This window comes from Mesorhizobium sp. B2-4-7 (assembly GCF_006442685.1).
In the GTDB taxonomy this organism is placed as follows: domain Bacteria; phylum Pseudomonadota; class Alphaproteobacteria; order Rhizobiales; family Rhizobiaceae; genus Mesorhizobium.
Map to the genome: position 1 here is coordinate 427,627 of NZ_VFVH01000003.1, position 14,322 is coordinate 441,948.

Below are 14,322 nucleotides of genomic sequence, written 5' to 3' on the forward strand. Positions count from 1 at the left end.
CCTGACGAAATTCTAACGCAAATCTAACGTTCCGCAATCGTCCGTCACCGCGCTTCAAGCGCCCCCGTGACGGCGGGTCATTTAGACTTCGCTAAATTAGGCGGCCAAGTCAACGCAATGCTTGGTTCAAGGGGGGCGCGTGTCCAGAACAAGAGCCAATTTGCTGCTGCTCCTTGCAGCCGCATTGTGGGGCTTCGGCAACGTCTCGCAAAAGACGGTGCTGGTCCATCTCGACGCCATGAGCGCGGTAAGTCTGCGTTGCCTGATCGGCGGGCTGCTGGTGCTGCCCTTTGTCTTGACCGAAAGGCGAGTGGCGATCGGGGCGGGCTATTTTCCGAGCCTGGCCAGGGTGGGCGCGCTGTTCGCCATCTCCATCACGCTTCAGCAGCTTTGCTATGTCGGAGCCTCGGTCACCAATGCAAGCTTTCTGGTGAGCACGGCAACCGTAATGACACCTCTGGCCGCCTGGTTGCTCGTCGGCGAGCGTCCGACAGCGGGCCTCACGATCGCTGCCGGGCTGACCCTGGTCGGAGCCCTGCTTTTGTCGGATGGGATCGGCGGCCTCGGCAGCGGCGATCTCACCGCCATCCTGTCGGCTGCCTGCTATGCGCTCTGGGCGGTCGAGCTCGGCCGGCACATGCAGGCCCATGCGCGGCCGTTCACCGCCGCCGCCGCACAATTCCTCGGCGCCGCAGTCTTCGCCCTGCCGCTTGGGGCACTGCAAGGCAACCTGTCGCTGGCCGCCGCATTCGCAGCCGGTCCGGAATTGGCGATACTCGGCGTCTTCTCCACCGCGATAGCCTTCGGCATACAGACGGTTGCCCTGCGCTTCACGCCGGCCAGCCACGCCGCCGTGATCGTCAGTGCCGAAAGCGTTTTCGGGGCGCTGGGCGCGGCGATCTTTCTGGGCGAGCGGAGTTCGTGGCCGGGCGCTTTGGGAGCGGCGATCATTCTCGGTGCGATCCTTTCGGTAGCACGATCGAACCGAACGCCGCAGGCACGTGCGTCCTTGCGGACCACTTCGAACCAACTCTTCGACATTGCCCCTGCCTTTGCAACAGCGCCGGCAAGCGGGGCAGGCGAACGCCGCGTCAACAGTTCAGGTCCGGTGGAGGAATGCGATGACCACTGCCGCTGATGCGAACGTCGCCGTGTCGAGCGCGGCCGGACAGGCCGCGGGGGCGCTGCGATGAACGCGTGGACAGTCCTTCTTCCGCTCGCACATTTGAGATCGGCCCTTGGTGCCCGCATGAAGGGACCCGGCGGCTATTACAACAGTGGCAACGCGCTTGGCCTCGTCGTAGGTCTTGCAACCCAAATTGCGGCCGCGCCAGTCGGCCAGCATGAGGAAAGCGCTGTCATCGCGGCGGTGACGGACTATTTCGCAGGCAGCCATGGCACTGTTGCGCTCACCTTGGCTACCCTCGTCTTTTTCTGCGGCGGCGAAGCCTACCACCGGGCTTGGGCAAAGCCGGATGTTCCCGATCCCACCCTCAATCGTCTGGGCGACTTCCTCTCGGGATTAGGCGCAATCGGGCTCGGCATCGCGCTCTTGCTGCTCGGCGACCCGCTGCTTGCGGCGACGTCCGGCCTGCTGCATGCGCTCGGCAAGTTCGGCAGCACCTTTCACAGGCCGGGCAGGCCGGTTCCGGTGTGGCCGACCGCCTGGCCCGATCCGTTCCGCAGTGCGGTGCTCGCCAGCAGGTTGCCGGCAGTGGTGGCGACAACCGTCGCCCTCGGCCAGGCTTTGCCGGTGGTCTGGTCGGGCGAGTCCTTCGCGGCACTCATCATGCCGCTGACGTTACTCGGCTGTTATCTTTTGTGGACCAAGGCCGATCTGCTGCTGTTCGGCGTTGGGTCCAAGGTCCCTCGTCAAATTTCCACATGTTGAAAATGGGCGGCTTTGACAACGATCGGTTGTCGAGATGGAGAATGAGCATGTTTACAGATATGTATCAGGACGCCGGTCCCTCTTCTGGAGCGGTCTCCTTTCGCGGGCGGGTGCAGCCGATAGGCGGGGCCAATCTTTTTTCGCCGACAAAGCCATCGGGAAGGGGGCTGGCAAAGCGAGCCAATTCACTCCTGAGACTGGCGGGGATACTTGCAGCTTCTGCGTTCTGGAATCTCCCGGCGCATGCAGCGAATGTCGACGTTGCCATCGTGTTCGCGGTCGACTTCTCGTCATCGATTGATCCAAAGATCGCCGATCTGCAACGCGAGGGACATGCCGCGGCACTCACTTCGCCCGAGATCATCGCCGCCATCGGCCGGAATTACGTCGGCTGCATCGGCGTGGCCTACTTTGAATGGTCGAGCCCCGGACACGCACGCACCATACTGCCGTGGACAAGCATCTGCGGACTGGAAGATGCAAGAGCGGCGGCGGCGGAGATCAGCAGGAAAGGGGATACCGGCGTCATCCGTCGAGGGCGATCCGGAACATCGGTTTCCTCGGCTATCGACATTGGCAGTCTTCTGTTGGACCAGTTTCCTGGAAATGCCGCCAAGAAGGTCATCGATATCTCCTCCAATGGTGAGAACAACGACGGACTTCCTGTTCAGCCGAGCAGGCTGAACGCCATTGCCAAGGGATATACGATCAACGCCATCGCCATTCCCGCCGAAGACGACGATCCCGGCAATCCGCTGGCATCTTATTTTGCCAAATCGGTCATTGGCGGTTCCCAGGCCTTCGTCATGACGCCAAAAGGGCCAAACGACTACAGCACGGCGCTTCGCCGCAAGCTGGTCACAGAAGTAAGCATGAACAACGAAGGGCAATTCCCGCAACCGGCGGACGAGCGCTCTTCCCAACCGTAATTCCGGACAGTGGCGCATTGCTGCACGGACGCGTAAGGGCCGAGAGCAGACGGCGGCTCCTGGCATTAGCAAACACAGCTTCCAGGCTGCTCGGCTCGACGCGCCGAGCCGTCAACTGACCTGAATACGGCGGTCACCTGTCCGTTGCTCTCCCGACAGGTATGTTTCTTGGCGATCCACGGCCCCTCGTCGATCTTGACCTCGGCCCGGTCGATCGGCGGCGCACCCCAGGGCGGCTCCGACGATCCGACAATCGCTGCCGATATGAGGCACCCGAGCCGGCGCCGATTTGAGGCCGGCTCAGCCGCGGCGACCCTCATGCCACCGCGGCGGTGGGACGCGGCTCATCCGATCGAGCGGAGCACACCACCGTCGACGCGCAACGCGGCGCCGGTGGTCGCCGAGGCCTGCTCGGAGCAGGTGTAGACGACCATGTTCGCGACTTCCTCGGTTGTCGCGAACCGGTTGATGAGCGTGGTCGGACGCAGCGATTTCAGGAAATTATGCTCGGCGTCCGTTTGCGTGATGCCCTGCTCCTTCGCGGTGGCCTTCATCCAGTCGCCAAGAATCTCGGAGTCGGTCGGCCCCGGCAGGACAGCGTTGACCGTGACGCCGGTGCCACCGACAAGTTCGGCCAGCCCGCGCGACACGGCCAGCAACGCGGTCTTGGTCATGCCGTAGTCGATCATCTCCTTGGGGATGGCGAGCGCGGACTCGCTGCTGATGAAGACGACCCGTCCCCACCCGCGCTCGACCATACCCGGCATATAGTGGCGCGCGGCGCGCACGCCGCTCATCACGTTGAGCTGGAAGAGGTCGAGCCATGCGGCGTCGTCCTGCTCGAAGAAGCCATTGGGACGCGCAGTGCCAACATTGTTGACGAGGATGTCGGCATCCGGCGCCTGCGCCGCGAGCGCCGCCGAGCCCTCGGCCGTCGCGAGATCGGCGGCAATGCCGGTGAGGTCGGCGTCAGGCAGCAGCGCGCGCAGTTCCCGGAGCGTCGCGGCGACCCGCTCTTCCGTACGTCCATTGACGACGACGGCGGAGCCTGCGCGCGCGAGCCCTTCGGCGATCGCGCGGCCGATGCCGGCGGTCGATCCGGTGACGATGGCCTTGCGGCCCTTGAGTTCGATGTTCATGCCCTTGATCTCCGATTATAGGCGGCCGGACGACCGGACGGATGGCCCGGAGGTCAGCTGATGCCGCTCAGCTAGATAAGCCGCGCGGGCGCGCGCAGCGTTCCGAATGCTAGTGCCGAAGGACGCCGAGCCCGGGCTCTTGCCACGGACACCGCCATTTCCTGGTGGGCGAACATACGGGCCAGCGCCTGGCCAACAGCCCCAAATCTATGATCGAATAGCTCATCGCAATTCTCCTTCGGGGGGCGGACGCATCGCCGCTGCCTCACGCCAAGAGGTAGGCGTGCCCAAGCGCGCCATGCAGTCGGAAGATACGCATTACGGTGGTGCGAAATTGCACCGGAGGCTTCACCTGACGACGCGAACTTCTCCATGATCGACTGGGACGGTATCCGTTACTTCCTCGCAGTCGCGCGACGGTTCGGTCCGAGCGGCGAGCAATGGATCAGGCGCCGCTGCCCGCATGGTTCAGATGGCGACTGTTTCGCGAACCTGATCGGCCGCCGCGTCCAGAAAAGCCTGGGCGAGGTCCGGGTCGTTGACCACCCGCGAGAGCATGACCGCGCCGACCATTGTCGAGAGAACGGCCATTGCCTTGTCGCCGGCCTTTTCGCTGTCGTGCTCGCCAACCCAACTGCCGAGCATCTCGAGGTACTCCTTGATGCCGGCCTCGAATGAGGCCTTCACCTCGGCGCCTTGCCTGGCCGCATCCGAGCCGAGCGCGACGACCGGGCAGCCGTCCATCTTTTCCGCGCGATGATCCATACTGAGGTAGAATGAGATCACCCCGTCGAGCGGTTTCCCAGGGTTTGCCGCGGTCGCGGCCGACCACTTGTCGGTGGCGCTTTCCATCGCGCGCCTGGATGCCTGCGCCGCCAGGTCGTCCTTTGACTCAAACTGCTTGTAAAAGGCGCCCTGGGTCAGCCCGGCGCCCTTCATCAGATCCTTGAGGCCAATGCCGTCAAAGCCTCGCTCCCGAAAAAGGCGGCTTGCCACATTGATCACGGTTTCGCGGTTTTCCGCGGCCTGAGTGCGACTTACGCGCATCGCCATCTCCTTTTTAGATTGCATTCGTAATCTATACATTATATAGAGGTCGAACGCAATCCAAAAAAGGAGATATGAGATGATCCGCAAAACCCTGAGTGCGTCCGTTCTGGCCGCGATGTTTCTTGCGAAACCGGCTTTTGCCGAGGAAGCGACCATCGGACGCCCGATCAAAGCTGCCAGCCTGCACGAGGGACAGCTCGACATGGTGGTCTACTACTTCCCGGTCAACGGCGACCTGCTGGAGGTCACCGCCACCCTCGCGCCGAAGATCGGAGGTGATCCGCTGCGCTTCGTCATGGGCCTTGCTGACGGCGACTCCGTGGCCTTTTCCATGCCGGGCCATCAGGATTCGCTTTATGCGTTCTCAAGGTCGGGCGAGGAGGTCACGATCTCGACCGAGACCGACACATACCTGCGAGCCGACGCGACAATGCGCTGACGCGCAGACCCTGCATGGTGTCGGCTGCGTCCGAACAGCTTGCCACAGGTGCCTTCGATCGCGCTACCGAATGAGTTGGAGGAGAGTGATATGCTATATAGTTATTTTGTCGAGAAATCGATCCGAAAGAGCTTCGATGACGTCAACAATCATCGCTGGGATGCGGCGGTGAAAGCACTCGCGCCACATGTCCATCATCGGGTTGGCGGCGCCCACGCGCTTGGTGGAGAGCGCCACGACAAGGAAGCCCTGCGCCGCTGGTTTGAACGCCTCGGCCGTGTTCTGCCCACCCTCCGTCTTACGGTCAATCACATCTGGGTGGAGGGCTGGCCGTGGCATACCACTGTGTTTGCCCAGTGGGATGGCACCGCGACCCTGCTCAACGGCGACACGTCGTACATCAACCGAGGTCTCCACGTGTTTACCCTGCGGTGGGGCAGGGTCCATGCGCTCGAGGAATTTTACGATTCACAGGCAGCGGCTCGCGGTCTTGCCGTCCAAGCGGCAGCTGGCCTCGAGGAAGCTGCCGCCGAACAGATAACAAGCTAGCTGAAAAGTCGCCTTTTTACGATCCTCCGCAATGCGGAGGCTCGGCACATTCTTCGACAGGCTGTACGGGCGGCTTCTGGGTAGACGCGAAATTGCATCCATAGCCCGTACGAGGCGCAAAGCGGTCAGTCAGGATTCCGCTGCGAAGGCTTGCTTTGCGTCCAGACCTCCTCCTCTACTCCTGTCCCCGCTTCTGCGCGATCAGATCGAGGCGTTCGCGGTCGGAGCGTTCGCGTTCGTCGCGGTTGCGCACGTCCTTGTAGGCGCGCTCGACCATGTTGGTGCGCGCGGTTGCCGACGCGACGAGGCCGGCCTCCTTCCTGGCGCTTTCGAGGTTCGCCTCCTGGCGCACGACGGCCTGGGCGATGCGGCGGTGGTAGAGATCGGGGAAAAGGCCGGAGAGGGAATTGTCCTTGTCGAAATGCTCGACCAGTTCCTTGGCCTCGGCTTCGGCGGCATTTGCGGCGGCGAGGAGGGTGGCGTGGCGCGTCTCGTGCAGCGCCTTCAACTGTTCCTGAACCTTGACCAGCTTCTTCAGGCGGTCCTTGCGCGTGCTCATGTCACCTCGCCAGCGTCAGGTCGACAAAGCCGTCGACGAACAGCGACAGCATGGAGCCGACGGCGAAATAGAAGATGAGCATGCCGCCGGCGATGACGAAGGGCTGGGAGATGAAATAGATCGGGATCTGCGGCGTCAGCTTGTTGACGAAGCCGATCGTCAGGTTGACGAGAATGGCATAGGCGACGAAAGGGCTGCCGAGGCGGATGACCAGGAAGAAGGTGTCCGAAACCGTGTCGGCGACATCGACCAGTGCCGCCTGCGGGTTGAAGAAGACGTTGACCGGCGCGACCGTATAGGATGTCACCAGCGCGCGTATGATCTCATGGTCGAAGTCGAAGACGAACAGCAGCAGCAGTGCCGAGAACGAGATCATGGCGGCGAGCGCCGCCTGCGGCTCGGGCTCCTCGATCGCTGGCCCGCCCGAGCCGCCATAGCCGATCAGCATGGCGATGGCCGACCCCATGAAGCGCAGGGCTTCCATGTAGAGCCTGGTCATGGCGCCGATCAGGCCGCCGACCAGGAGTTCGGAAACGATCATCGGCACCAGGATCTGCGGACGCGGATCGACGAAGGGAAAGATCTTGTCCCACAGGAAGGCGAGCAGGCCGCCGGTGGCGGCGACCGCAACGAACAGCCTGACCTGCACCGGGATGCGGGCGCTGGACAGGCCGGGCATCAGCATGAAGCAGGCGCCGATGCGGCAGAAGGCGAGGAACGCCGCGATGACGACCGCTTGCGAGAGAACGCTCACGATATGGTCCCGAGCACCCTGATCTCGACGCCCTTGGCGATTTCGACATGCGAGAGCACCGGCAGCGTGGTGAACAGCCGCTCGATGATCATGCGCACATAGGGGCGCGCGTCGGGCGCGGTGACGAGGACGAAACGCTCGCCGGCTTCGAGGAATTTCTTGATCGCCTTGGTGGCGTCCTGGCCGAATTCTTCCAGCTGGCGCGGATCGATATCGAACTCGCGCACCTCGCCCTTGGCGTCGCGCTTGAGGCTCTGGTGGAAGGCGAGGTCCCAGCGGTTGCCGAGACGCAACACCTTGAGCACGCCGCCCTCCGAAAGATCGCCGCAGATCTGCTGCGCCATGCGGATGCGGACATGCTCGACGATCTGCTCGGTGCGGCGCACATGCGGCGCGATCTCGGCGATGGCCTCGATGATCAGGTGCAGGTTGCGGATCGAGACACGCTCGGCCAGCAGCAGCTTCAACACTGCCTGCAGGCCGGGATAGGAGATGTGCGTGGTGCAGATCTCGTCGGCGAGCTTGCGGTATTCCTGATCCTGGCGCTCGAGCAGCGCCTTCATGTCCTTGTAGGACAGAAGCTGCGGCAGGTTGTTGCGGATGACCTCGGAGAGATGGGTGAGCAGCACCGACATGTTGTCGGCAAAGGTGTAGTTCTCGCGCTTCAGATCCTCGGCGAATGTTTCCATGACGGAATAGGCACGCATGCCGAAGGCCGGCTCGCGGATCTCCTCGCCCGGAATTTCGGGAACGTCGCGGTTGCCGAGCAGCACCATGATCTCCCCGACGCGCATCGAATATTCGGCGACCACCGTTCCGTGCACTTTGATCTGATAGCTTTTCGGCGGGATGGCGAAATCGTCGGCGACGCGCACTTCGGGCACGACGAAGCCATATTGCTGGGCGAACTTCTTGCGCATCTTGGCCATGCGGAAGACCAGCTCCTGATGCGAGACCAGCAGCCGGGTCGAAAGCTGCTTGCCGATCAGAAGCTCGATCTCGGCGGTGGCGAGCGAGGCCTTGACCGAGTTCTTCTCTTCCTCGGCCTTGGTCGCCTTCTCCTGGTTCTTCAGCGCCTCGGCCTCGGCCATGGCCCGGTTGTGGCGCATCGGAATGACATAGCCGAGGCCGGCCATGCCGCCGGCGAGCGCGAAGAAGGGGAAGAAGGGCAGGCCAGGCATCAGCCCGAGCAGCACCAGCAGCGCCGCCGCCACATAGAGCGCGCGCGGATGCGCGCCGAGCTGCCCGAACACGGCCTGGTTCGTCGAACCGCGCGTACCGCCCTTGGAAACCAGCAGGCCGGCGGCGAGCGAGACGATGAGCGCCGGGATCTGGGTGACCAGACCGTCGCCGACCGACAGCTTGATGAACACGTCGGCGGCCTCGCCCATGCCCATGCCGTGCCTGATATAGCCGATGGCGATGCCGCCGACGATGTTGATGGCGGTGATGATGAGGCCGGCGATGGCGTCGCCGCGGACGAATTTCGAGGCGCCGTCCATCGAGCCGAAGAAGGAGGATTCCTCTTCCAGCTCGCGGCGGCGCAACTGCGCTGTCTTGTCGTCGATCATGCCGGCGGAGAGGTCGGCGTCGATCGACATCTGCTTGCCGGGGATGGCATCGAGGGTGAAACGGGCGCCGACCTCGGCGATACGGGTGGCGCCCTTGGTGATGACGATGAAGTTCACCACGATCAGGATCATGAAGACGATCAGGCCGATGACGAAATCGCTGGCCATGACCAGTTTGGAGAAGCCGGCGATGACGTAGCCGGCTGCATGCGTGCCTTCATTGCCGTGCGACAGGATCATGCGCGTGGTGGCGATGTTAAGCGATAGCCGCAGCATGGTAGCGATGAGCAGTACGGTCGGAAACGAGGAGAAGTCGAGCGGCCGCTGGATCCACAGTGCCACCATCAGGATCAGCACCGAAAGGGCGATCGAGAAGGCAAGGCCGACGTCGATGAGAAAGGCCGGGATCGGCAGGAACAGCACGGCCAGGATGATGACGATGCCCAGCGCGAAGAAGACGTCGCGACCGTTCTTGGCCACGGCGCCGGGCTGGATGCTTTCGCTTATCGCCATTCTAGTCCTCGAAAACCGTGGGCTGCCGAGCATGCGACAGCCCGGCGAGGGTAGCTGGCCAAGCTTGCGCGAGGGTGGGAGAGTGGCCTGCCCAACCATCGAAAGGAAATCTCATGCTGCTGGTCATCGGCACGGTTCGTCTGCCACCCGACAAGCTCGAACAGGCAAGGCCAGCGATGGAACGCATGGTTGTTGCCAGCCGTGCCGAGCCCGGTTGCCTCGCATACTCCTATGCGCAGGATGTCCTCGATGCCGGGTTGATCCGGGTCACGGAAGTCTGGAGTGACAGGGCGGCGCTCGACGCACATTTCGCCGCGCCACACCTTGTGGACTGGCGCGCAAGCTGGCCAGCGCTCGGCATCGGCGAGCGCAATCTCGTGCTCTACGAGGCCGGCGACCCGAAGCCGACCTGACCATCGGCGGCCGGACGGGCTCCCTCCCAAAGGGCGCGCGGGCGCCGTCATTGTGGTTGCCATGCGGTGCCGCTCGGCGTATCAGCACGGCAGTGTTTTCAATGCCTTGCTGATGTCGGCGAGCCGCTCCGGTGCTTACCAAAAACCAATCGCCCAGGAATCAACCGCAAGTCTACGCTCGCCGGCTGCGCGCGGTGCTCATCAATTCGATCCCGCTGCTCGAAGCGCGAGGCATAGCGGTTGTCGTCCTTGCCGGCATCGTCGGCGTGATGGCGGGCATACTGGTCACCGCGATGAGCCAGATCGTGCAGGACCTGCACGGGCTGTTGTTCGGCGTGCAGCCCGGCGGCCGACTTTCCGGCATGTTCTCCCTCGCCCACCCCATGCAGGCCCTGATCCCGGCGATCGGCGGCATCCTGCTCGGGCTGACGGTGATCTGGCTGAGAAAGCGGAGATTCCGCACGCCTGTCGACCCGATCGAGGCCAACGCGCTCTATGGCGGTCGCATGTCGCTGACCGATACGTTCATCATCGCCGGCCAGACCATGATCTCCAGCGGTTTCGGCGCCTCTGTCGGGCTGGAAGCCGGCTATACGCAGGTCGGTTCCGGCCTGGCTTCGCGGCTGGCGCGGCTTTTCAAGCTGCGCCGCAACGATGTCCGCATCCTGGTCGGCTGCGGCGCGGCCGGCGCCATCGCGGCGGCTTTCGACGCGCCGCTGACCGGCGCTTTCTATGGTTTCGAACTGGTCATCGGCATCTATTCGGTCGCCAATGTGGTGCCTGTCATGACCGCGGCGATCTCCGCCTCGCTCACCGCCGAGATGTTCGGCGGCGTGCCGTTCCCGCTGGAGCTTGCGGGCCTGCCGGCACTCACGGCCAGCCAGTACGTGCCCTTCCTGCTGCTTGGGCTGCTTGGCGGGGCCGCCTCGATCGCCATCATGCATCTGGTGACGCTGGTCGAACGCGCCTTTGCCAAACTGTCGGTCGACGCCTCGCTGCGTCCCGTCATCGGCGGCGTCATCGTCGGCCTGCTTGGGCTGGTCACGCCACAGGTGCTGTCGAGCGGCCACGGCGCGCTGCATCGCGAATTCGCCATGAACTATGGGCTGAGCGTGGTGGCCAGCGTCTTCGTGCTGAAGCTGGCGGCTTCCGCGATCTCGCTGGGTTCGGGGTTTCGCGGCGGACTGTTCTTCGCTTCTCTGTTTCTTGGCGCCCTGCTCGGCAAGGCATTCGCCGATGTGATGGCTTTCATCTCGCCGTCGACCGGCATCGATCCCGCCGTCGCTGCCGTCGTCGGCATGACATCGCTGGCGGTCGGCGTCGTCGGCGGGCCGCTGACGATGACGTTCCTGGCGCTGGAATCGACCCGCGACCTGACGCTAACCGGCGTCGTCCTGGCGGCCTCGATCATGGCGGCGATCCTGGTGCGCGAGACCTTCGGCTACTCCTTCTCGACGTGGCGTTTTCATCTGCGCGGCGAGACGATCCGCAGCGCCCATGACGTCGGCTGGATGCGCAGCCTGACCGTCGGCTCGATGATGCGCAAGGACATCAAGACCATCAATGCCGACACGACGCTTGCGGCCTTCCGCAAGCAGGTGCCGCTGGGTTCGGCCCAGCGCGTCATTGCCGTCGACGCGGGTGACCAGTATGTCGGCGTGCTGATCGTTGCCGAACTGCACAGCGACCTGTCCGACGGCGAGACGGCGGTGCGCGATCTGGCGCAATACAAGGATGCCGTCCTGGTGCCGAGCATGAACGTGCAGTCGGCCGCCGAGACCTTCCAGCGGGCCGGCGCCGAGGAGCTGGCCGTGGTCGAGGATTTCACCGACCACATCGTGCTCGGACTGCTGACCGAGGGCCATCTGATGCGGCGCTATGCCGAGGAGCTGGAAAAAGCGCGCCGGGACTTGTCGGGCGAAGGGTAGGTCGGGCGAAGGTAGGCTGCCGAGCCGGCCTGGCTGAGCTCGTGCAAGGCGAAGCTGCCGTGGCCAAGCTTGTTCTCCACCCTACATCAGCAGACCATGGCCGACCGCGCACCATATCCGCCGCTCAACACGTTAAAGCTGGTTTCGAAGGACATCTGGATCGTGGATGGCCCGGTCATCCGCTTCGGCATGCCTTGGCCGAAAATGCCGTTTCCGACGCGGATGACCATCATCCGCGTCAATGACGGCGATTTGTTCGTCCATTCACCCACCTTCCTGACAGAGAGCCTCGAGGCCGAGATCGCGGGATTGGGCAAGGTCCGCTACATCATCGGGCCGAACCGGATCCACTATTGGTGGATTCCGATGTGGCGCAGGGCCTTTGCGGATGCGGGTATCTGGCTGGCACCGGGCATTCGCGAGCAGGCGGAAGACAGGATCGATTTCGAGGCGAACGAGCTTGGTGCCGAGAGGGGCTACCCGTGGGACGATGACCTCAAGTCGCTGCCGGTGGAGGGCAGCTTCATGACGGAGATGGTGTTCTTCCATTCCGTCAGCCGAACATTGATCCTGACAGACCTGATCGAGAACTTCGAACCGCGGAAGCTTGGCTGGCCGTGGCGCTGGCTTGCCAGGGCGGCTGGTGTCGTTGATCCGGATGGCAAGACGCCGCGCGATTTGCGATTGACCTTCCCCAGGGGGCAACTCAAGGCGGCAGTCGAAAAGATGATAGAATGGAATCCGGAACGCGTGATCATGGCGCACGGCCGTTGGTACGAACACGATGGCGTCGCCGAACTGAAGCGCGCGTTCCGCTGGCTGGGTCCGCTCTAACGCTTTGTGTTGATGCAAGCCCGGACGAAAACGTCTTCGCGCTTTCCTGCACTCCTAATGCTCGATCGGTCCCTTTGCCATGACCAGCGCCGTGCCCGCGGTTGTCGGGCGCTCGATCACGCGGCGCACCCGCGGCGGCTCGTCGCCGCTGTGCAGTGCCCGCAGGCGCTCGCCGACCATGGCGTCGGCTTGGGTGATGCGGCCATTGTGCCTGACATATTCGAGCCAGGTCGGCGTGTGGTAGTGCTCGATCCAGATCGCCGGATTTTCGAGATCGCGCGCCAGCGTCCAGTTGCGGGCACCGTCGCGACGGCGGATGCGGCCGCGCTCGGCCATGGTGGCCAGGAACTCCGGCACGTCCTCGTCGCGGATGATGTATTCGATCATGATGGCGATGGGGCCGCTGCGCGGTTTCAGGTCGAGCGCGAGGTGCGGCTCCTTGAAACGGTTGAGCGGATCGAGGTTCAGCACCTGCTGCTGCGGCAGCGGCAGCACGAGGCCGATCGCGCCGCCAGCCAGCATGGCGATGGCCGCCGCGATCAGCGCTGTCCCGGCGCCATGCGCGTCGGCGACGATGCCCCAGATCCAGCTGCCGAGCGCGATGCCGCCGAAGGTCGCGGTCTGATAGACCGACAGCACCCGGCCGACGACCCAGCGCGGCGTTGCCATCTGCACGGTGACGTTGAAGTGCGAAAGCGCGATCACCCAGCACGCGCCGCCGACCAGCAGGCCGAGCGATGTCTGCCAGGCGTTGTGGCTGACGGCGGCATTGAAGGCGCAGACGGCGAAGCCGGCGAAGGCCGAGCGCACCATGGTCTCGCTGGACAAAAGCTGGCGCAGCCGCACGCTGATCAGCGCGCCGCCGACCGCGCCGATGCCGAAGGCGCCCAGCATGATGCCATAGGTCAAGGCATCGCCCTTGACGACGTCGCGCGCCACCAGCGGCAGGAGCGCCAGCACCGCGCCGGCACTGAAGCCGAAGGCGGAGCCCCTGACCAGCACCTTGCCGATGTTGGGCGACATGGCGACATAGCGCAGGCCTGCGCCCATGGCCGCGCCAAGCGATTCGCGCGGCAGCGTCGATGGCTGAACCTGCGGCTTCCAGCGCGCCAGCACGACGATGAGACCGATATAGCTCACCGCGTTGGCCGCGAAGGCGGCCGCCGCCCCGGCTGCGGCGACGATGATGCCGCCGATCGCCGGACCGACGCTGCGGGTCAGGTTGAAGCCCATCGAGTTCAACGCGACGGCGGCCGGCACCTTGTTGCGGGGCACGATGTCGCCGACGGAGGCTTGCCAGGACGGGCTGTTCAGGGCCGTGCCGCTGTCGATCAGGAAGGTGAAGGCAAGCAGCGTCCACGGCGTCATCAAGCCGGAATAGGTGAACAGGGTCAGAAGCACCGAGACGACCAGCATGAAGGTCTGGGCGACCAGCATAACCTTGCGCCGGTCGAAGCTGTCGGCGATGGCGCCGGCGACGAGTGCGAACAGCATGATCGGCAAGGTGGTCGAGGCCTGGACCAGCGCGACCTGATAGGGCGAGGTGGCGATCGTGGTCATCATCCAGGCGGCGCCGACGCCCTGGATGAGGCCGCCGAAATTCGACACGAGGCTGGCCGACCACACGGCGCGGAAGATGCCGTGCCGGAACGGCGCCAGCGCCGAAACGCTCTCGCTCTCCGGCTTTTCGTCAATCATAGGAAAGGCCCTGCCATGGCTTGCCGATCGTTGCGGTGATCCGTTTCCCCAGATG

14 protein-coding genes are annotated in these 14,322 nt (G+C 64.0%); 8 read left to right on the forward strand and 6 right to left on the reverse strand.

Features of this window, described 5'->3' with window-relative positions:
- The first annotated feature begins 139 nt into the window (after positions 1 to 139).
- From FJ946_RS12185 to FJ946_RS12195, 3 genes are all read left to right on the forward strand, one after another.
- Positions 140 to 1,138, forward strand: a complete 999-nt coding sequence (locus tag FJ946_RS12185; protein WP_140566232.1) for a DMT family transporter — start codon at positions 140 to 142, stop codon at positions 1,136 to 1,138.
- A 111-nt stretch (positions 1,139 to 1,249) separates the two neighbouring features.
- Positions 1,250 to 1,891, forward strand: a complete 642-nt coding sequence (locus tag FJ946_RS12190; RefSeq protein WP_226880524.1) for a hypothetical protein — start codon at positions 1,250 to 1,252, stop codon at positions 1,889 to 1,891.
- A 47-nt stretch (positions 1,892 to 1,938) separates the two neighbouring features.
- Positions 1,939 to 2,820 carry a DUF1194 domain-containing protein gene (locus FJ946_RS12195; RefSeq protein WP_140522712.1) on the forward strand — a complete coding sequence of 294 codons (882 nt, stop codon included), beginning with the start codon at positions 1,939 to 1,941 and terminating at the stop codon, positions 2,818 to 2,820.
- Positions 2,821 to 3,164: 344 nt separating this feature from the next.
- Here FJ946_RS12195 and FJ946_RS12200 read toward each other — a convergent pair whose 3' ends face one another.
- Positions 3,165 to 3,959, reverse strand: coding sequence for an SDR family oxidoreductase (locus FJ946_RS12200; protein WP_140522350.1), 795 nt, complete (start codon positions 3,957 to 3,959; stop codon positions 3,165 to 3,167).
- A 468-nt stretch (positions 3,960 to 4,427) separates the two neighbouring features.
- Positions 4,428 to 5,006, reverse strand: coding sequence for a TetR/AcrR family transcriptional regulator (locus FJ946_RS12205; protein ID WP_140522710.1), 579 nt, complete (start codon positions 5,004 to 5,006; stop codon positions 4,428 to 4,430).
- Between the two features lie 79 nt (positions 5,007 to 5,085).
- Between FJ946_RS12205 and FJ946_RS12210 the strand changes: the two genes are divergently transcribed.
- Entirely contained in the window at positions 5,086 to 5,448 is a 363-nt protein-coding gene (locus FJ946_RS12210) for a hypothetical protein (protein WP_140522348.1), read from the forward strand.
- 90 nt (positions 5,449 to 5,538) lie between these two features.
- Positions 5,539 to 5,997 carry a nuclear transport factor 2 family protein gene (locus FJ946_RS12215; protein ID WP_140522346.1) on the forward strand — a complete coding sequence of 153 codons (459 nt, stop codon included), beginning with the start codon at positions 5,539 to 5,541 and terminating at the stop codon, positions 5,995 to 5,997.
- A 175-nt stretch (positions 5,998 to 6,172) separates the two neighbouring features.
- Here FJ946_RS12215 and FJ946_RS12220 read toward each other — a convergent pair whose 3' ends face one another.
- From FJ946_RS12220 to flhA, 3 genes are read right to left on the reverse strand one after another with little or no spacing between them, the layout of a single operon-like run.
- Complete coding sequence (locus FJ946_RS12220; RefSeq protein ID WP_140496242.1) at positions 6,173 to 6,556, reverse strand: hypothetical protein; 384 nt, start codon at positions 6,554 to 6,556, stop codon at positions 6,173 to 6,175.
- A gap of 1 nt (position 6,557) precedes the next feature.
- The gene (gene fliR / locus FJ946_RS12225) at positions 6,558 to 7,310 is read right to left on the reverse strand and encodes a flagellar biosynthetic protein FliR (protein ID WP_140496241.1); all 753 of its coding nucleotides are present in this window, start codon (positions 7,308 to 7,310) and stop codon (positions 6,558 to 6,560) included.
- Positions 7,307 to 9,394: a flagellar biosynthesis protein FlhA gene (flhA, locus tag FJ946_RS12230; RefSeq protein ID WP_140496240.1), complete on the reverse strand. Its 2,088-nt coding sequence runs from the start codon at positions 9,392 to 9,394 to the stop codon at positions 7,307 to 7,309. Before flhA ends, fliR begins: the two co-directional genes overlap by 4 nt.
- Positions 9,395 to 9,507: 113 nt before the next feature.
- On the opposite strand from flhA, the gene FJ946_RS12235 reads away from it, so the two are divergent.
- From FJ946_RS12235 to FJ946_RS12245, 3 genes are all read left to right on the forward strand, one after another.
- Positions 9,508 to 9,807 (forward strand): putative quinol monooxygenase, encoded by a 300-nt coding sequence (locus FJ946_RS12235; protein ID WP_140556597.1) that lies wholly within the window; start codon positions 9,508 to 9,510, stop codon positions 9,805 to 9,807.
- A gap of 131 nt (positions 9,808 to 9,938) precedes the next feature.
- Positions 9,939 to 11,735 (forward strand): chloride channel protein, encoded by a 1,797-nt coding sequence (locus FJ946_RS12240; RefSeq protein WP_140496238.1) that lies wholly within the window; start codon positions 9,939 to 9,941, stop codon positions 11,733 to 11,735.
- Between the two features lie 96 nt (positions 11,736 to 11,831).
- Positions 11,832 to 12,569 carry a DUF4336 domain-containing protein gene (locus FJ946_RS12245; RefSeq protein ID WP_140566235.1) on the forward strand — a complete coding sequence of 246 codons (738 nt, stop codon included), beginning with the start codon at positions 11,832 to 11,834 and terminating at the stop codon, positions 12,567 to 12,569.
- Positions 12,570 to 12,623: 54 nt separating this feature from the next.
- Here FJ946_RS12245 and FJ946_RS12250 read toward each other — a convergent pair whose 3' ends face one another.
- Positions 12,624 to 14,267 (reverse strand): MFS transporter, encoded by a 1,644-nt coding sequence (locus FJ946_RS12250; RefSeq protein WP_140522340.1) that lies wholly within the window; start codon positions 14,265 to 14,267, stop codon positions 12,624 to 12,626.
- Between the last annotated feature and the right edge of the window lie 55 nt (positions 14,268 to 14,322).